The sequence below is a fragment of the Saccharopolyspora antimicrobica genome, from assembly GCF_003635025.1.
GTDB lineage: Bacteria > Actinomycetota > Actinomycetes > Mycobacteriales > Pseudonocardiaceae > Saccharopolyspora > Saccharopolyspora antimicrobica.
Genome location: NZ_RBXX01000002.1, coordinates 2,437,437 through 2,454,605, shown reverse-complemented (window position 1 = coordinate 2,454,605; position 17,169 = coordinate 2,437,437). Strand labels below are relative to the sequence as shown.

Below are 17,169 nucleotides of genomic sequence, written 5' to 3'. Positions count from 1 at the left end.
CAAGGTAGGCCGGTGTCCCGGCTTAGTCAACCGGAAGGTTGAGAAAGGTGCGAGCAGTCGTCTGCGGTTGGCCGCGCAATGGTCTCGGCGCGGCAGACTCGCAGAGGGCGCTAGAACAGCTCTAAGCCAGCGGTAAGGGTTGCGGCGGATCACTCGTCGGGGGCGGGAAATCCGCCGGTCGAGGACATCGGTGCGGAGTCCGGGCGGCCGATGGAGAGGACGTGATCGTCCGGGAGGGGCCGGGCGGCAGCTTCTCGGAAAGGACCTCGGACGATGACTCTTCGACGTGCTCTGGCGTGGGCTTTCGCGCTGGTGTCCATCGCGGCGCTGGTCGCCTTCGCGCCCGCGGCGACGGCTGCTCAGCCGCGCGCGTACGTGCAGCCCGGCACCTACCAGATCGAGTTCGGCACGAGCTCCTTCGGCGAAGTGCTGACCGAGCCGTGGGACGCGACGCCCGGCACGCCCGTCGTGCTGCTGCCGCGCGGTGAGGGCGCCCAGGTCTGGGTGATCGCGCGGAAGGGCCGCGGCTACACCATCCAGAGCGCGCAGACCGGCCACTACCTGGGTGTCCGGGTGGAGCCGGGGCACCACCGGCTCGCGGTCATCACGCCGCAGCCCCACACGTGGACCCTCGACACCACGCCGCGGGCCGACCGGGTGCACATCGCGAGCGGTCAGTTCCGGCTGGACCGCTCGCCGCTGCTGATCTTCCCGCCGCGGGTCGACGTCCAGCAGGCCCGCGAGGGCATCAGCCAGGAGTGGCAGCTGACCCGGATCGGCGGCTGATCCTCTCGGAGAGCGCCCGGTCGGCATTCCGGCCGGGCGCTCTCGCATGTCCGGCTACGCCGGCTGGACCGCGGTCTTCCTGATCGCCGCGGCCAGCAGGGTGCCCATCGCGCACAGGGCCGCCGCGCTGATCCACACCGCGTCGTAGGTGCCCATGAGGTCGCGGGCCACACCGCCGCCGAGGGCGACCAGACCGGCGCCCAGCTGGTGGGCCGTGCTCACCCAGCCGAAGACGATCGCGCCGTCCGCGCCGAAGATCTCGCGGCACAGGGCGATCGTCGGCGGGACCGTCGCGACGTCGAGCAGCCCGAACAGGACCGCGAACGCGATCATCCCGGGCTGCACCGTCGGTGCCAGCAGCGACGGCAGGAACAGCAGGGACGTGCCGCGCAGGCCGTAGTAGGCGGCCAGCAGCAGCCGGGGGCTGAACCGGTCGGTGAGCCAACCGGAGGCGACCGTGCCCGCCACGTTGACCACTCCGATGATCGCCAGCACCGAGGCGGCGATCGTCGTCGGCATGCCGTGGTCGTGCGCGGCGGAGGCGAAGTGGGTCCACATGATCCCGTTGGTGGAGGCACCGCAGATCGCGAAAGTGCCTGCCAGCAGCCAGAACGGGCCGGTGCGCGCGGAGTCGAGCAGCACCCGGAGCGTTCGGCGGGCCGCGCCCGGTTCGGGTCGCGGCTTCGGTTCGAAGGCCGTCGCGCCGTAGGGGCGCAGGCCCAGGTCGGCCGGGTGGTCGCGGAAGGCCGACCAGGCCAGCGGTGTCGCGGCCAGTGCGATCAGCGCGAGCGCGATGGTGGCCGAGCGCCACGCGAAGCGGTCGATCACCCAGGACATCACCGGCAGGAACGCGAACTGGCCGACGACGGTCGCGGCGGTCAGGGCGCCGGTCACCAGGCCGCGCCGGGCGGCGAACCAGCGGTGCGCGACGGTCGCGGCGAAGGTCGTCGCGAGCCCGCCGCAGCCGATGCCGACCAGCACGCCCCAGCCCGCGATCAGCTGCCAGGGCGCGGAAACGGCTGTGGTGATGGCGGCTCCGGCGGCGATCAGCGACAGCGCTCCCGCCGCTGTGCGCCGGATGCCGAAGCGGTCCACCAGCGCGGCGGAGAACGGCGCGGTCAGCCCGTACAGCACCATGTTCACCGACACCGCGATCCCGATGGTGCCGTGCGACCAGCCGAACTCGCGGTGCATCGGGGTCACCAGCAGGCCCGCGGTGGTGGCGCAGGCACCTGCGGCGACGACGACCAGGGCGGTGACGGCGGCTACCCACCAGGCGCGGTGCACATCGGTTCTCATGCCCTCCGACCCTGCTCGGTGCGGCGCGCCGGAACGAGTGGCCCGATGGCCAACATGTGCAAGAATCGGGCCATGCATCGCATCGCGGTACTGGTCCGGCACGGAGTCATGCCGATGGAACTCGGGTTGGTGCACCAGCTGTTCGGCCGAGCGCGCACGCCCGCCGGGGAGCCGCTGTACGAGATCACGACCTGCGCGCTCGACCCGGGCGAAGTGCGCACCGACGCGGACTTCCCGATCCGCGTCGAACACGGCCCGGAGGCGCTGGGCGACGCCGACACGGTGATCGTGCTGGCGACCCACGAGTACGACGAGACCGAGACCGAGGGCCGGCTCGGCCCGGAGCTGGCCGCCGCGCTCGCCCGGATCCGGCCGGGCACGCGCATCGCCTCGATCTGCACCGGGGCCTTCGCGCTGGCCGCCGCAGGCCTGCTGGACGGTCGCCGGGCGACCACGCACTGGAACTCCAGCGACCGCTTCCGCGCGTTCTTCCCCGCGGTGCAGCTCGATCCCGACGTGCTCTACACCGATGACGGCGACGTGCTCACCTCCGCGGGCGAGGCGTCCGGGATCGACCTGTGCCTGCACATGATCCGGTGCGATCACGGCGCGGCGGTCGCCAACGAGGTCGCGCGCCTGACCGTCGTGCCGCCGCACCGCGACGGCGGCCAGGCCCAGTACATCCTGCGCCCGGTGCCGGAACCGCAGATCTCGTCCACCCGGCGGGCCCGCGCCTGGGCGCTGGAGCACCTGGACCGGCCGCTGTCGCTGCGCGAGCTGGCCGCTCAGGAGGCGATGAGCGTGCGGACCTTCACCCGGCGGTTCCGCGACGAGGTGGGGATCTCGCCGCTGCAGTGGCTCACCCAGCAGCGCATCGAGCGGGCGCGGCAACTGCTGGAGGAGACCGATCTGCCGGTGGAGCGGGTCGCGGCCGACGCCGGTTTCGGCACCGCGGCGTCGCTGCGCCAGCACCTGCAGGTGGTCCTCGGGGTGTCGCCGAGTGCTTATCGCAACACCTTCCGCGGCAGCGACGCCCTCGCCATCGGCTGAGGAGCGGAGTAGAGAACTGGGCATGGGACGAGAGCAGTGGGCAGCGGTCGACGAATACCTGGGTGAGCGATACGCGCCGGAGGACCCGGTGCTGATCGCCGCGCGGCGGGCCGCCGACGAAGCCGGGCTTCCGCCCGTCGCGGTCTCGCCGCTGCAGGGCCGGTTCCTGCAGGTCCTGGCCCGGACGGTGCAGGCCCGCCGGATCCTCGAAATCGGCACGCTCGCCGGGTACAGCACCATCTGGCTCGGCCGCGCGCTCCCGGCGGACGGCCGGCTGGTCACCCTTGAGCACGACCCGGCGCACGCGGAGATCGCGCGCGCCAACCTGGCCCGCGCCGGGCTCGACGAGGTCGCGGAGGTGCGCGTCGGGGCGGCGCTGGACACCCTGCCGGAGCTGGTCGGGGAGACCTTCGACCTGGTCTTCGTCGACGCCGACCGGCCCAGCGTCCCCGAGTACTTCCGGTGGGCGCTGGAGCTCACGCGGCCCGGCGGACTGGTGGTCGTGGACAACGTGGTGCGCCGCGGCGCGGTGGTCGACGAGGCGAACCTGGACGCGGAGCTGCGGGGCGTGCGCCGGTTCCACGAGCTGCTCGCCGCCGAACCCCGCGCGATGGCGACCTCGATCCAGACCGTCGGGGCCAAGGGGCACGACGGGTTCACCCTTGCCCTGGTGCTGTCCGAGGGGTGATGATCTGCCGATCGATCTGCACTTACGTCCCTTGTGGACGGTCGGGAGGTAGTTCATGGCGGCCGATCTCTTCCAGCTCGACGGGCGCAAGGCCGTGGTCGTCGGCGGTGGTAGCGGACTGGGGCGCGCCAGCGCGGTCGCCTTGGCCGAGTACGGGGCCCGGGTCGTCGTGGCGGACGTGGACGCCGCAGGCGCGGAGGAGACCGCGGAGTCGATCCGGCAGCTGGGGCGCGAGGCGATCCGGCGCGAGCTGGACGTGCGCGAGAGCGCGCAGATCCGCGAGCTCGCGGAGGCCGAGCCCGACGCGGACGTGCTTGTCGTGACGCCCGGCATCAACGTCCGGAAGCGGCTGGTGGACACCACCGACGAGGAGTTCGACCGCGTCGTCGACGTCAACCTGAAGGGCACCTACCGGCTGGTCCGCGAGTTCGGCGCGCGGATGGCCGAGCGCGGGCGCGGCAGCATCATCACCTTCGCCAGCTTCCGGGCGGAGGTGGTCGAGCCGGGCCAGGGCATCTACGCCGCGACGAAGGCCGGCGTGGTGCAGCTGTCCCGCGCTCTGGCCGCGGAGCTGGGGCCGCGGGGCGTGCGGGTCAACGCCATCGCGCCGGGCCCGTTCGAGACGCCGCTGACCGAGCAGATCAAGTCCGACGAGGCCTGGTACGGCGCTTACGCGCGCAAGACCGCGTTGCAGCGGTGGGCGAAGGCGGAGGAGATCGCGGGTGCCGTGGTGTACCTGGCCTCGGACGCCTCGTCCTACGTGACCGGCAGCCTGCAGCTGGTGGAGGGCGGCTGGACGGCGATCGACGGCCGCTTCGACCCGGGCGTCTGAGCCGCTGCTCCCGCGATGGGTGCACGGTTTCCTCTGGTGAAAGGCCGTGAGTACTTTGTGAGGCTATAGCACCCCGAAGTACTCACGGGTCCTGACCAGCGGAAACCGTGCGATCAGGGCTTCTCGACCTCGGCGGGGAGACCACCGGTGATCCGCACCAGCTCGTCGAAGGTCGTCGGGAACATCGCGTGCTTGGTCCCCGCGCCCGCCCACACCACCGGGTGGTCGGCGAGCATCCGGTCCACCACCGTGCGGATCGGCTGCGGGTGGCCCACCGGCCCGACGCCGCCGACCGGCTGACCGGTGGCGGCCTGCACGAACTCCGGGGTGGCGCGCCGGATCCTGCCGCTGCCGAGGAGTCGCGCGACGTGCTTGGTGTCCACCCGGTGCGCACCGCTGGCGATGATCAGCAGCGGCTCGTCGTCGCAGGTGAAGACGAGGCTGTTGGCGATCGCGCCGACCTCGCAGCCGAGCTGTTCGGCGGCCGCGGCGGCGGTCGGCACCTCGGTGCTGAACTCGACGACCTGACCGGGCACGTCCAGCCCGCGCAGGCAGGCGGAGAAGGTGTCGGTGGCATTGCTCATGCCGCGCAGAATCCCCCAGGCCGCGCCGCCGGAACAAGCGAATTGCCCACCGGTGTCACCTGACCGGGCCGCGGCGGGCCCGCAGGACCGTGTCGTGGGTGTGGTGCGTGCCCGCGGGCGGGGGAGTGGTGCGCGGGCGGGTCTCGTTGACCAGGACGGTCCAGTCGTCGTCGAGGAGCGTCGCGATGTCGGCGGGCTGGTAGTAGTCGTCGGGGTCGAAGTCCGCGTCCGAGGGCACGTCCGCGGGGTCGTGGCTGCCGAACACCAGCGTGCCGCCCGGTGCGACGGCGGCCAGCAAGCCCCGCAGCGCGGTGTGCTCGGGCTGGCGCCGGAGCGGGAAGTACTGGACGGAGACCAGGTCGAACGCGCGGGCCGGCGGTGGGGTGGTCATCGGGTCGCCGTGCTGCCACGAGATGCCGAGGTCCGCGCCGGTCGCGGCGGCGCGCTCCAGGGCCACCCGGGAGATGTCGATCGCGGTGACCCGCCAGCCGCGCCGCGCCAGCCAGATCGCGTCGGCGCCCTCGCCGCAGCCCACTTCGAGCGCCTGCCCGGGCGGCAGGTCGCTCGCCTCGGCGACGAGCACCGGGTTGGGCGCTCCGCTGAACAGCTGGTCGTGGCTGCGGTACCGGTCGTCCCAGAACTGCTGGTCCATGAATCCTCACCTCGATCGCGGGAGTTCGCTGCCACCAATCTGCCGGGGCCCGTGACAGAGCGGCAAAGTTCTTTGCGGAAACCGCAAACCCGCGGCGGCCGGTCGGTCGTGAGAAGTGCCCGCTTCCTCGAATCCTTTGCGGCACAGGCTGTTCCGCGCCGGGGAGGATGACGCAGCGTCACGTCACTTGTGATCCGGGTCACGCGTGTTAACACGCGCGGGGACTCGATCGAAATGCCGGGTGCGGCCGGAGTTGCGGTCGTTGTTCCACCCGACACCGAGAACGGGTCTGGCCTTCTTGGCCGTCCGCAGTTGCAGGGTCATCCCAACCGAACACTCCACCCGCTGACCGAGTCGTGCCCTGACGAGGTCGCGGTCCCTCAGCTCCACGCGATCGGCCCGCGGGTCGTCGCGCGATTCGTGCTGCCCTGCCCGCCCGCCATCCCGAGGGAAGCCAATGCAATTCCGGCTCCTGGTGCTCGCCGTCGGCACCTTCGTCATCAACACCGGCTCCTACCTGGTGGCCGGGGTGCTCCCGGCGATCGCCGAGCACGTCGGAGTGCCGGTCACCACCGCGGGCCAACTGGTCACCGTGCACGCCCTCACCTACGCGATCAGCGCGCCGGTGCTGTCCACTGTGGTCGGACGGTGGGAGCGCAGGAAGCTGCTGTGGCTGTCGCTGGCGCTGTTCGTGGTGGGCAACATCGCCACCGCGCTCGCGCCGGACTTCGGCACCCTCACCGCCGCGCGCGTGCTGGGCGCGCTGGGCGCGAGCCTGTTCACCCCGACCGCAGTCGTGATCGCCGCCGACCTGGTGCCGCTGGACCGCCGCGGTCGCGCGGTGTCGATGGTGCTCGGCGGGCTGACGCTGGCCACGGTGATCGGCGTTCCGCTGGGCGTCCTGCTGGAGGAATCCGTTGGCTACCAGGGATTGTTCTGGATGATCGCGGGCCTCGGCGTGCTCGCCTCGACGGCCCTGCTGGCGCTGCCGCCGGTCCCGGCGCCGCCGGCGATGCGGCTCGGCGAGCGGATCTCGGTGCTGCGCAACCGAGCCGTCGTGTGGGTCCTGGTGGTCTCGATGCTCGCCTCCCTCGCCGACTTCGCCGCCTACACCTACGCCTCGCCGATGCTCTCCGCGCTGACCGGCGCGGGCGCGGGCACGCTCGGCGTGCTGCTGTTCGTCTACGGCGTCGCGGGCGCGATGGGCAACGCGGTGGTCGGCCGGATCACCGACCGCTTCGGTTCGGGCGTCGGCATCGCGGGTTCGCTGCTGCTGCTCACCGCCGGCCTGATGTTCCTGCCGCTGGCCGGCGGTTCGCTGCCGGCCACCGGAGCGCTGCTGGTGCTGTGGGGGCTCGGCGGCTGGGGGATCATGCCCGCCGTCCAGCACCGGCTGATCTCGGCGACGCCCTCCGGCGCCGCGGTGGTGATCGCGTTCAACTCATCCGCGCTCTACCTGGGCATGGGCCTCGGCGGGATCACCGGAGGCGCGGTCGCCGCGCAGTGGGGCTGGTGGGCGCTGGGCCCGGCATCGGCCGTGGTCGCAGTGCTCGCCCTCGCCCTGTTCTGGCGGATGCCGACAACCGCGCCCGAGCGCGAGGCGGTGCCCGCGCAGCACGAGGTCGGTGGAGCGGACGGTCCCCGGGCCGCCCGCTCCACCGGTGGGTCCCCCGACCCCCGTCTCAGAGGAGCAGCGGAAGGCGCTTGACCCCGGTCATCGCCGGGCTCGGGAGGAACTCCGGGCCGTCGGCCGGGTCGGTCCGCAGGTTCGGGAACCGCTCCAGCAGGATGCTCAGCGCCACGCGTCCTTCCAGCCGCGCCAGCGGCGCGCCCAGGCAGAAGTGGATGCCGCGGCCGAACGCGATCTGCGAGTTCGGTTCGCGGGTGATGTCGAAGGCGTCCGGGTCGGTGAACTGCCGGGGATCCCGGTTGCCCGCCGCCACCCAGAGCAGCACCAGCTGGTCGGCCGGGATGACCTGCCCGCCCAGCTCGGTCTCGTGGCCGGTCGCCCGCGACACGGCTGCGAACGGGCTGAAGAAGCGCAGCGACTCCTCGATGGCGCTGGGCACCAGCGACCGGTCCGCGCGCAGCTTGGCGAACTGGTCGGGGTGGGCGTCCAGGCACAGCACCGTGTTGCCCAGCAGCATCGTGGTGGTGATGTGCCCGGCGACGAGCAGCACCATCCCGAAGTTGGCCACCTCGGCGTCGGTGAGCCGCGCCCCGTCCACCTCGGCCAGGACCAGCTTGGACAGCAAGTCCTCCCGAGGCTGCCGACGCCGATCCTGGGCGTGCGAGACCAGGTAGTCGGTCAGCTGCTGGACCTGCTCCATCGCCTTGGCGAAGTACTCCTCCTGCTCCTTGGTCCGCTCCTTGAGCGAGAACTGGTCGGAGCTCTCGAACATCGCGTCGACCCACTTCTTGAACAGCGCTCGGTCGCTGCTCGGCACGCCGAGCAGTTCGGCGATCACGATGACCGGCAGCGGGTAGGCGAGGTCGGCGACCAGCTCGGTGCGGTCGCCAGGGATCGCGTCGAGCAGCTCGTGGGTCAGCTTGGCGATGCGGGGCTCCAGGTCCGCGACGACCTTCGGGGTGAAGGCGTGGCTGACCAGCTTGCGCAGCTTGTGGTGGTCCGGCGGGTCCATCTGCACCAGGTTCCCCTCGGAGAACCTGTCGCCCGCGTCGGGGACCAAGCGCTGGGTGGCGGAGGAGAAGGCGGCGTGGTCGCTCAGCGCCTGCAGGATCTCGGGGTAGCCGTAGACGTTCCAGATGCCCGTCGCCTCGTCGTGCTCCACCGGCTCGTCCGGGCGAATGCCGCGCAGCCAGAACTGCGCCTCGTTGATTCCCCAGGTGTCGGCGAGGGTCGTCATGTGTTGCCCCTTCCGTGGTGGTCGAGCGGTGGGATCAACCCCGCTCGGTCCCGGGGGCGGCGTATATCCGCTCCCGGTACGTCTCGTTCAGTTCGTCGAACAGGTCGGCGATCTCGTTCGCGGCCGAGGTCAGCGAAGCGGGATCGGGATCGCCGTCCGGTTCGAAGGCGTGCCGGACGGTGTAGGCCAGGACGTCGGCCGCGGTCTCGTCGTCGATGTCCGGCGCGTCGTGCTGGATGGGTCCGATGGCGTAGAAGCCGGTGTTCGTCGCGTTCAGCGCGTAGATCAGGTGCGGGATGTCGTCGCGCACCAGGCCGTGCTTGATGATCAGCGTGTTGTACCGGTCGGCGATCTCCTGTTCCCTGGCCCGCACCGGGGAGTTCGTGAGGTTCCCGAGCAGCTCCGCGTCCGCGGTGGCCAGCGCCCGCAGCAGCGGGTGGCGCTGGGTGATGAGGTACGCGGCGCGCATGAAGCGGTGCGGCTGGATCTCCCTCGGATCGCGCCGCAGGCCCGCTGCCAGCTCGCCGAGCAGTGCCCGCGCCTCGCGCTGGATGAGCGACTCGAACAGCTGCTCCTTGGTGCGCCAGTGGAGGTAGACGGTGCCCTTCCCGACGCCCGCCTGACGAGCGACGTCTTCGATGGTCACCTTCCGGTAGCCCAGCCGGATCATGAGCTCGCCTGCCGCGTCGAGGATGCGGTCGGCACGTTCGGTGGGCTGCGACACGGGGTGCCTCCGGTGGTTCTGACTCCGTGACCGGATTTGAAATCTGGTCATCCGGTCATGAACGAACCGTAGCGCTGTCGCCACGCACGGGCAAGATCCCTCGAAGGTGTTAACGCGATCCTGACGGGGTGCACGCAGCGCGCACCGGGCTTACGTTCGCCGTGCGTAGCCCGAGGACTTATCCCGCGACGTGGAGGGGAGCACCATGGGACTCGGAGACTTCAAGGACCGGCTGCAGGACGCGGGCCGGGAGCACGGCGACAAGATCGAGCAGGGGCTGGACGCGGCCGCGGACAAGGCCAAGGAGAAGTTCGGCCACGAGGAGCAGATCGATCAGGCCGTGGCGAAGGGCAAGGAGTTCCTGGGTCAGGAGAAGCCCGAGCAGTAGACACCTGAACATCGCCGCCCGACCTACGCTGCGGCACGGGACCTGGTGAGGGCCGTCCCGGTGCGGCAGTGGTCGGAGCGGATCATGGAGAGGCCGCCCCACGCACAGGGCGGCCTCTCTTCGCGCTCAGCCGGATTCCAGCGGCTGATCTGCGTGGCAGAACCTCAGCGCCCACCTGGCTCCGGGATCTCCTCCCGATGTATGTCCGTCTACGGCGTTCCACCGCCTGCAGCGCCGACGGGGTGCGCGATTTCAATGGAAATTCGACGTCTGATTTCCATTGAAATCGCGGAGACCGTCGGTGTGTCGTGGGGTGACACGCCGACGATCCGCAACTTCCATTGAAATCGCGGCCCCGACTTCCATTGAAATCGCGTCAGGCCGCGGTCGGGATCTCGATCTCGGCGGTGTCGGCGGTGAGCGCGACGACCCGGCCGCCGATCTCGCCGATCTCGCGCAGGCGTTCCGGAGCGGTGGCGTCGAGGCGGACGGTCGTGCTCGTCCGGTCGGAGGTCACCAGGTCGTCGAGGTAGCGACGGGCGTCGTACCCGGCATCCACAGTGGACTTCAAGCCGCCGGTCGAGGCGAGCGAACCGCGGGCCGCGCCCAGCCGGCCGAGGGCGTCGTCGACCGCGTCGAGCAGGGCGCTGCGGTTGCCCTCCGTCATGGCCCGGACGAGATCGGGCGAGCTCCCCGCGACCCGCGTGCCGTCGCGGAACGAGCCCGCCGCCAGCGACAGCGCGAGCGGTCCGCCGTCGGCGCCGGTGGCCGCGAGCACCGCGGCGAACACGTGCGGCAGGTGCGAGATCCGGGCGACGGCGGAGTCGTGCGCCGCAGCGGAGGTGGGCACCACCTGCGCCCCGCAGTCCAGCGCCAGCTGGGCGGCCTCCCGCCACGCTTCGAGCGAGGTGTCCTCATCGAGGGTCACCGCCCAGGCCGCACCGGAGAACAGCTCGCCGGAACCGGCCGCCCAGCCGGAGCTGGACAGCCCGGCCATCGGGTGACCACCGGCGTAGCGGGCCCCGGGCAGCACGCTGCGCACCTCGGCCGCGACCGGGTCCTTGACGCTGACCACGTCGGTCAGCCACGCCTCCGGCGCGTGCTCGGCGATCTTCCGCAGCACGCCGCGGACCGCGGTCAGCGGCGTGGCCACGACGATCAGCGCGTCCTCGGCGGCGGCCCGGCGCAGCGCCTCGTCGATCTCGACGGCGTCGAAGCCGTCCGCCCGCGCTGCGGCGGCGTCGTCCTCGGAGGTGGTGCTGCCCCAGACGGGGCGTCCGGCGGCGGAGGCGGCCCGCAGCACCGAGCCGCCGATGAGTCCCAGTCCGATCACGCACACGGCACGCATTCACCCATCCTGCCCGACCCCGTCCGGTTAAGGCACACCCGGTTGAGCGGCATTCGGTGCTCGGAAGGTTACGAGCGCGCAATAGTGCTTTCGGGTGGCGTTCGCACGCTCTACGGTGTCCACATGACGGTGCAGGAGCCGGTCTCGGGCTTCGCCGTCGCCGTGGTGCGGGAAGACGGGCGGTGGCGGTGCAGCGCGATGGACAGAACCGCGTTGACCGGCCTGGACGCCTCGATCACGGCGTTGCGCGAGCTGCGTTCCACCGGCGCGGTGTTCGGCATGTGCAATGTGGACGACGAGTTCTTCGTGCTGATCCGCCCGGTGCCCGGCGGGGTTGACCTGCTGCTGTCGGACGCGGCTGCGGCGCTGGACTACGACATCGCCGCCGATGTCCTCGACCTGCTCCGCGTCGAACCGCCCGACGAGGACGACGAGGAGGTCTGGCCGGAGGGCAACCTGGCCGTCCTGGCCGACCTCGGGCTGCCCGAGGGCGAGCTGCTGGTGATCATCGAAGAGGTCGACCTCTACCCCGACGAGCAGCTGGTCATGATCGCCCAGCGCTGCGGCTTCGGGGACGACTTCGAGAAGCTGCTGGAGAAGTTGGAGCAGTGAGCGAGTCCGGTTTCCGCGCCGGTGACGTCGAGCTGGTGCGGGCCGCGCTGCGGGTCGCCGCCGAAGCGCCGTCGACCGGCGACGTCCCGATCGGTGCGGTGGTGGTCGGCCCGGACGGCCGCGTGCTGGCCGAGGCGCACAACCAGCGGGAGGCCCTCCGCGACCCCACCGCGCACGCCGAGGTCCTCGCGCTGCGCGCCGCGGCCGCCGCGCACGGCGACGGCTGGCGGCTGGAGGGCTGCACGATCGCGGTCACCGTCGAGCCCTGCACGATGTGCGCGGGTGCGCTGGTGCTGGCCAGGGTGGCCAGAGTGGTGTTCGGGGTGTGGGAGCCGCGCACCGGCGCCGTCGGCTCGCTGTGGGACGTGGTGCGCGATCGCAGGCAGAACCACCGGCCCGAGGTGGTCGGCGGCGTGCTGGCCGACGAGTGCGCGGCGCTGCTGGAGCAGTTCTTCACCACTCACCGGAGTGACGAGGGTCACTGAGCCGTGATGTTGAGCGCGGTCCGGGTACCCGACCGGGTGCACGTGTTCCCCGTAGGAACGGAGTGACCGATGGGTGTGTTCGACAAGGCCAAGCACCAGGCTGAGCAACTGGCCGGGCAGGCGAAGGAAGCCCTCGGCAAGGCCACCGGGAACGACGAGATGAAGCGCTCCGGCAAGGGCGACCAGGTGTCGGGCGAGGCCAAGGAGACCGGCCAGGACATCAAGGACCGCGCCGCCGGGGCCGTGGACGACGTGAAGGACCGCTTCCGCGACGACAAGAAGTAGGGAATATTCCACCGGTTCGGGTGGCCTGTCCGGGCCGCCGTCGGGACCGTGGCCTGTGACGATGGGTCCGCTCCGCTTCGCCGGGGCGGACCCATCGCGTTGCAGGGGAGTGACGTGGAGCCGACCGATGCGGTGCTGGCGGAGCGCATCGCCGCTGGTGACGACGAGGCGTTCGAACAACTGGTGCACCGCTGCTCGGCCCCGCTGCTGCGCCTGGCGCTGCGGATGCTGGGCGACCGCGCCGACGCCGAGGACGTGGTGCAGGAAGCGTTCGTCACGGTGTGGCGGCGAGCCGGGGAGCTGGTCGAGCCTGCGGCGCTGCGGACCTGGCTGTTCCAGATCGTGCGCCGCCGCTGCCTGATCGTCCTGCGCGCCAGGCGCACCCGCCGCACCGAGCCGGTGTGGTCGGTGCCGGAGCAGCGTTCGATGGCCGGCTGCGCGCCGCTGGCCGACCCGCAGCGAGCGGCCGAAGCGGCCGCGGGAGTGCTGGACCTGCTGCACGCGCTGGCCGCCCTGCCGCCCCCGCAGCGCGAGGTCTGGCTGCTCGCGGAGATCGACGGCCTGTCCTACCTGGAGATCGGCCGGCGCGTCGGCGCAGGTGAGCAAGCGGTGCGCGGCCGCCTGTTCCGGGCCAGGGTCGCCTTGGCGGACGCCCTCCGCGCCTGGCGCTGACCCCGCTGCGGGACGCGCGAACCCGGACATGTAGCCTAGTCGGCGGTAGCGTGTCCGAGCGGCCGAAGGAGCGCGCCTCGAAAGCGCGTGTGGTTAACAGCCACCGTGGGTTCGAATCCCACCGCTACCGCTCGCAAGGGCCGGTTCCCGCCAGGGGACCGGCCCTTTTGCTACTGGACGAAGGTCACGTAAAGCGCGAAGAGCCCGGCGGGCGCCAGGGCGAGCGCGGGAATGCCGCGCAGCAGCACCGATTTCGTCGTCCGGCCGCGAAGCGCCACGATCAGCTGGACCGCGGCCAGCACCAGGCCCAGGACGCCGAGCGCGATCGGGATGCTCATCGTCTCGGCGCAGTCGGAGCTGTCGAAGTCGTCGGTGCACATCGCGGAGAGACCGACCAGCACCGCGCAGAACAGCGACCAGGGCACCAGCACCGCGCAGGTGGCGAGGGCGACCAGGATCCGCGCGCCGATCGGTGCGGTGGTGTTCCCATCGGAGATCACGTCGCCCAGTCCAGCCGAGCCCCGCGCGCCCGGGAAGCGTGGAACTACTCAGTCGGCGATCGCGGCGATGTTCACCTGATCCTGTGTCGCTCGTCGCTTCGGGCGGGTAGCTTCTCGTCGATCATGTCGCTTGGCGAGGGGAAGCCGGAGTGCGCGTCACGTCACTGCTCGTCGCTACCGGGGTGCTGCTGTCGCTGGCGCCCGCGGCCGCTGCCGAACCGGTCGTTCGGATCCACGACATCCAGGGCACCGCGCGGGTGTCCCCGCTCGACGGCCAGCGGGTGACCGGCGTCGCCGGCGTCGTCACCGGGGTTCGCGGGTACGGCTCGGTGCGCGGCTTCTGGTTCCAGGACGCGGAGCCCGACGCCGATCCGCGCACCAGCGAGGGCCTGTTCGTCTTCACCGGGAAGCAGACGCCGGCGGTGGCCGTCGGAGACGCCGTGGTGGTCGGCGGGAAGGTCACCGAGTACTACCCGACCGCGAGCGGTGAAACGCCGGAGACCACGGCGAACCAGTCGGTCACCGAGCTGGTCGAGGCGAGCTGGCAGATCACCGGCAGGGGCGAGGTGCCCGCCGAGGTGGTCGGCCCGGACGCGGTGCCCGGCGAGTTCGCGCCGCTGGAGGGCAACATCGACAAGCGGGAGCTGGAACCGCGGCGCTTCGCGCTGGACTACTACGAGTCGCGCGAGGGCATGCTGCTGCGGGTCGACGACGCCCGGGTGGTCGGGCCGACCGATCCGTACCGGGCGCTGTGGATCACCAGCAAGCCGGAGCACAACGCCAACGGCCGCGGCGGCACCACCTACACCGACTACGCCGACCCCAACGCGGGTCGCCTCAAGGTCGAATCGCTGGCCGACGGCCCGTTCCCGGCGGCCAACGTCGGGGACAGCTTGCGCGGCAGCACCGAGGGCCCGCTGGACTACTCCCGCTTCGGCGGCTACGTGTTGGAGGCCACGAGCCTCGGCGAGCACCGGCCCGGCGACCTGCGGCCGGAATCCACCCGCCCGCAGCGCGATGACGAGCTGGCGATCGCCACCTACAACGTGGAGAACCTCGCGCCGGACAACGACCAGGCGAAGTTCGACCGGCTCGCGCAGGGCGTCGTCGGGCACCTGGCCGCGCCGGACGTCCTCGCGCTGGAAGAGGTCCAGGACAACAGCGGCCCGAACGACAACGGCGTGGTGGCCGCCGACGAGACGCTCCGCCGGTTCACCGACGCGATCGCGGCGGCGGGCGGCCCGCGCTACCTGTGGCGCCAGATCGACCCGCAGAACAACGCCGACGGCGGCCAGCCCGGCGGCAACATCCGGGTGGCGTTCCTCTACAACCCGGCGCGGGTGTCCTTCGTGGACCGGCCGGGCGGTGACGCGACCACCCCGGTCCACCCGGTCGAGCGCGGCAACCGGGTGGGGCTGAGCGCCTCGCCGGGCCGCATCGCCCCGGCCGACGACGCCTGGACGGCCAGCCGCAAGCCGCTGGCCGGCGAGTTCATCTTCCGCGGCCGCACCGTGCTCGTGGTGGCCAACCACTTCAACTCCAAGGGCGGTGACCAGCCGCTGCACGGCCGCTTGCAGCCGCCGGAGCGCGTTTCCGAGCTGCAGCGCGAGAAGCAGGCGCAGGCGGTGCGCGGTTTCGTCGACGAAGCGCTGGCCATCGACGACCAGGCCCACGTGGTCGTCCTCGGCGACCTCAACGACTACGGCTTCGCCCCGGCGGTCCAGCGCCTGACCGAGGGCGGCGCGCTCGTGCCGCTGGCCGACGCGCTGCCCCCGCTCGAGCGCTACAGCTACGTCTACGAGGGCAATTCCCAGCAGCTGGACCACATCCTGGCCACGCCGTCGCTCCGGGCCGACTACGACCTGGTGCACATCAACGCGGAGTTCGCCGACCAGGCCAGCGACCACGACCCCCAGATCGCCCGCTTCACCGTCCGCTGACCACGACCCCGAAGGCGACCCGGCCCCGGCCGGGGCGCCTTTTCGCACGCGAAACGACGGATGCCCCCGCGAACATCTCGCGGGGGCATCCGTCTCAGCGCGGAGGATACGGGATTCGAACCCGTGAGGGCTATTAACCCAACACGATTTCCAATCGTGCGCCTTAGGCCGCTCGGCCAATCCTCCGTGCGGAAGCCTAGCAGAGGGCATCCTGAGCAGCGGATAAGGGTCATGACCTGGGCGGACGCCCTGGCGGCGGTCGGCGTCGTGATCTTGCACAGCGCTCGGTGACAACACTATTCGAGGGCCTGTGACATGGGGAGAGCACGACGGCAGCGGTCTGGCGGAGCGCTGGCACAAGACGATCAAGGCCAAAGCCCGAACCCGGAGCGTGGGTGCCGCTGCGCCGCCGAGGGGCGGTTCATTGAAAGATCAACGCCGGGGGCGGTCTGATCGTCCGGATCAGCTGCGACTCGGGATTGCCCGGCGGTAGCCTCGCCGGCCCATGGGATCTGATCAAAAGGTGAGCGCCAACGTGCACGACGGCGACGACTTCGCCTGGATGGACACGTCTCCGGGAGAAGGCGACAACATCGGCGAGATCTACTGCCTGACCTTCGTCAAGGGGATCGGCGTCTCCGAGGCGCTGGAACGAATTGGCGGTGTGCCCAGCACTTTCGCCACGCGCACCTTTTCGGATATCGAGGAAACGCGATCGAACACCTCTTGGGCGCCGCGCCAATGCCGGTTCGGCACGTACGCCGCCGTGAGGCGCACCTGATCAGACTTGGGTGGGCGATCTGGCGGGATGTGCGCGATCGGGCCACGGGAGGGCGTGCTGGATGTCAGGCTCGCCTCCATGTCGATCAACGATTCCCGCGGCGATCCGGCAGCTGGATTCGGAGCCGTCCTCGGCGAGGCCGCTCGTGCCTACCTCAATGCCCGTCGCTGGATGTGGGTTGGCATGAGCGCGGCGATCCTCAACGCGGCAGCGTGGCTCACCGTGACGATCGCGTGGACGACGGGACTGCTGGCACCGGAGGTGGCTCAGGACTGGCAGCAGATCTCCTACATCCTGATCGTCCCGCTGGTGATGTTTGCCGCCAGCTTCGGAGGTAGTCGCCAGACGGCGGCAGCTTGGATGCGCAGTGTGCAGCTCCGCCTCGCCCCGGGCTCGTACACCAGTTCGCTGGTGGCCGATGCGCGGCGGTTCGTCCACCAGCGCTAGGCGGGCAGAGAACGCGCAGGTCGGTCGCGGGGGCGTCCGGGCGAGGAGGCATGCGGCGGCTGGTCGGTGATCAGTGAGCGAGGCCTCCTCGCGGAGTGCCCGGGGAGTCGGGTTACACTGTCCGTGGACCTCGTGCGACGTCCATCCTGTGAACTCCCCCAGGGCCGGAAGGCAGCAAGGGTAAGCGGGCTCTGGCGGGTGCACGGGGTCCCCTTACTTTTCCCGGGCC

General features: G+C 71.3%; 20 protein-coding genes, 2 tRNA genes and 1 other RNA gene. 15 read left to right on the top strand and 8 right to left on the bottom strand.

From position 1 onward, the window contains the following. Positions 1–273 precede the first annotated feature (273 nt). The gene (locus ATL45_RS12040) at positions 274–786 is read left to right on the top strand and encodes a ricin-type beta-trefoil lectin domain protein (RefSeq protein WP_143121759.1); all 513 of its coding nucleotides are present in this window, start codon (positions 274–276) and stop codon (positions 784–786) included. A gap of 54 nt (positions 787–840) precedes the next feature. Here the strand turns inward: ATL45_RS12040 and ATL45_RS12035 are convergent, their stop codons facing one another. Continuing rightward, positions 841–2,085 carry an MFS transporter gene (locus ATL45_RS12035; protein WP_093158151.1) on the bottom strand — a complete coding sequence of 415 codons (1,245 nt, stop codon included), beginning with the start codon at positions 2,083–2,085 and terminating at the stop codon, positions 841–843. A gap of 45 nt (positions 2,086–2,130) precedes the next feature. On the opposite strand from ATL45_RS12035, the gene ATL45_RS12030 reads away from it, so the two are divergent. Genes ATL45_RS12030 through ATL45_RS12020 form a run of 3 tightly spaced genes read left to right on the top strand, consistent with a single transcriptional unit; the run spans position 2,131 to position 4,655 of the window. After that, positions 2,131–3,135, top strand: coding sequence for a GlxA family transcriptional regulator (locus ATL45_RS12030; RefSeq protein WP_177242081.1), 1,005 nt, complete (start codon positions 2,131–2,133; stop codon positions 3,133–3,135). 22 nt (positions 3,136–3,157) lie between these two features. Beyond that, positions 3,158–3,823 (top strand): O-methyltransferase, encoded by a 666-nt coding sequence (locus ATL45_RS12025; RefSeq protein WP_093158149.1) that lies wholly within the window; start codon positions 3,158–3,160, stop codon positions 3,821–3,823. A 55-nt stretch (positions 3,824–3,878) separates the two neighbouring features. Beyond that, positions 3,879–4,655 (top strand): SDR family NAD(P)-dependent oxidoreductase, encoded by a 777-nt coding sequence (locus ATL45_RS12020; protein WP_093158146.1) that lies wholly within the window; start codon positions 3,879–3,881, stop codon positions 4,653–4,655. A 113-nt stretch (positions 4,656–4,768) separates the two neighbouring features. Here ATL45_RS12020 and ATL45_RS12015 read toward each other — a convergent pair whose 3' ends face one another. Together ATL45_RS12015 and ATL45_RS12010 are read right to left on the bottom strand one after the other, a co-directional pair. After that, the gene (locus ATL45_RS12015; RefSeq protein WP_093158144.1) at positions 4,769–5,239 is read right to left on the bottom strand and encodes a YbaK/EbsC family protein; all 471 of its coding nucleotides are present in this window, start codon (positions 5,237–5,239) and stop codon (positions 4,769–4,771) included. A 55-nt stretch (positions 5,240–5,294) separates the two neighbouring features. Then, positions 5,295–5,891, bottom strand: a complete 597-nt coding sequence (locus tag ATL45_RS12010; protein ID WP_093158142.1) for a class I SAM-dependent methyltransferase — start codon at positions 5,889–5,891, stop codon at positions 5,295–5,297. A gap of 457 nt (positions 5,892–6,348) precedes the next feature. On the opposite strand from ATL45_RS12010, the gene ATL45_RS12005 reads away from it, so the two are divergent. Beyond that, complete coding sequence (locus ATL45_RS12005; RefSeq protein ID WP_093158140.1) at positions 6,349–7,599, top strand: MFS transporter; 1,251 nt, start codon at positions 6,349–6,351, stop codon at positions 7,597–7,599. Here the strand turns inward: ATL45_RS12005 and ATL45_RS12000 are convergent. Together ATL45_RS12000 and ATL45_RS11995 are read right to left on the bottom strand one after the other, a co-directional pair. Then, on the bottom strand, positions 7,574–8,758 hold the full coding sequence (locus ATL45_RS12000; protein ID WP_093158138.1) for a cytochrome P450: 1,185 nt from the start codon (positions 8,756–8,758) through the stop codon (positions 7,574–7,576). The genes ATL45_RS12005 and ATL45_RS12000 overlap by 26 nt on opposite strands. A gap of 34 nt (positions 8,759–8,792) precedes the next feature. Further along, positions 8,793–9,482: a TetR/AcrR family transcriptional regulator gene (locus ATL45_RS11995; RefSeq protein WP_177242080.1), complete on the bottom strand. Its 690-nt coding sequence runs from the start codon at positions 9,480–9,482 to the stop codon at positions 8,793–8,795. A gap of 205 nt (positions 9,483–9,687) precedes the next feature. On the opposite strand from ATL45_RS11995, the gene ATL45_RS11990 reads away from it, so the two are divergent. Beyond that, positions 9,688–9,870 carry an antitoxin gene (locus tag ATL45_RS11990; RefSeq protein ID WP_093158135.1) on the top strand — a complete coding sequence of 61 codons (183 nt, stop codon included), beginning with the start codon at positions 9,688–9,690 and terminating at the stop codon, positions 9,868–9,870. A gap of 376 nt (positions 9,871–10,246) precedes the next feature. Here ATL45_RS11990 and ATL45_RS11985 read toward each other — a convergent pair whose 3' ends face one another. Further along, entirely contained in the window at positions 10,247–11,218 is a 972-nt protein-coding gene (locus ATL45_RS11985; RefSeq protein WP_093158134.1) for a prephenate dehydrogenase, read from the bottom strand. A gap of 123 nt (positions 11,219–11,341) precedes the next feature. Here ATL45_RS11985 and ATL45_RS11980 point away from each other — a divergent pair, with 123 nt between their 5' ends. From ATL45_RS11980 to ATL45_RS11960, 5 genes are all read left to right on the top strand, one after another. Next, entirely contained in the window at positions 11,342–11,830 is a 489-nt protein-coding gene (locus ATL45_RS11980) for a tRNA adenosine deaminase-associated protein (protein WP_093158132.1), read from the top strand. Further along, positions 11,827–12,315, top strand: coding sequence for a nucleoside deaminase (locus ATL45_RS11975; RefSeq protein ID WP_093158131.1), 489 nt, complete (start codon positions 11,827–11,829; stop codon positions 12,313–12,315). Before ATL45_RS11980 ends, ATL45_RS11975 begins: the two co-directional genes overlap by 4 nt. A gap of 69 nt (positions 12,316–12,384) precedes the next feature. Then, positions 12,385–12,600 carry a CsbD family protein gene (locus ATL45_RS11970; RefSeq protein ID WP_093158129.1) on the top strand — a complete coding sequence of 72 codons (216 nt, stop codon included), beginning with the start codon at positions 12,385–12,387 and terminating at the stop codon, positions 12,598–12,600. A gap of 114 nt (positions 12,601–12,714) precedes the next feature. Further along, on the top strand, positions 12,715–13,272 hold the full coding sequence (locus ATL45_RS11965) for an RNA polymerase sigma factor (protein WP_246025293.1): 558 nt from the start codon (positions 12,715–12,717) through the stop codon (positions 13,270–13,272). A 44-nt stretch (positions 13,273–13,316) separates the two neighbouring features. Next, positions 13,317–13,402 (top strand) — tRNA-Ser (locus ATL45_RS11960). Positions 13,403–13,442: 40 nt separating this feature from the next. On the opposite strand, the gene ATL45_RS11955 is transcribed toward ATL45_RS11960, so the two are convergent. Further along, positions 13,443–13,772, bottom strand: coding sequence for a hypothetical protein (locus ATL45_RS11955; protein ID WP_093158128.1), 330 nt, complete (start codon positions 13,770–13,772; stop codon positions 13,443–13,445). Positions 13,773–13,921: 149 nt separating this feature from the next. Here ATL45_RS11955 and ATL45_RS11950 point away from each other — a divergent pair, with 149 nt between their 5' ends. After that, positions 13,922–15,712, top strand: a complete 1,791-nt coding sequence (locus tag ATL45_RS11950; protein WP_093158126.1) for a DUF8508 domain-containing protein — start codon at positions 13,922–13,924, stop codon at positions 15,710–15,712. A 100-nt stretch (positions 15,713–15,812) separates the two neighbouring features. On the opposite strand, the gene ATL45_RS11945 is transcribed toward ATL45_RS11950, so the two are convergent. Further along, positions 15,813–15,898: transfer RNA gene (locus ATL45_RS11945), tRNA-Ser, on the bottom strand. A gap of 337 nt (positions 15,899–16,235) precedes the next feature. Between ATL45_RS11945 and ATL45_RS11940 the strand changes: the two genes are divergently transcribed. The 3 genes from ATL45_RS11940 to ffs all read left to right on the top strand — a co-directional run bounded on the left by ATL45_RS11940 (position 16,236) and on the right by ffs (position 17,157). After that, positions 16,236–16,493, top strand: coding sequence for a hypothetical protein (locus ATL45_RS11940; RefSeq protein ID WP_121505329.1), 258 nt, complete (start codon positions 16,236–16,238; stop codon positions 16,491–16,493). A 78-nt stretch (positions 16,494–16,571) separates the two neighbouring features. Continuing rightward, positions 16,572–16,940: a hypothetical protein gene (locus ATL45_RS11935; protein ID WP_143121758.1), complete on the top strand. Its 369-nt coding sequence runs from the start codon at positions 16,572–16,574 to the stop codon at positions 16,938–16,940. Between the two features lie 122 nt (positions 16,941–17,062). After that, positions 17,063–17,157: signal recognition particle sRNA small type (ffs, locus tag ATL45_RS11930), an RNA gene on the top strand. Positions 17,158–17,169 lie beyond the last annotated feature (12 nt).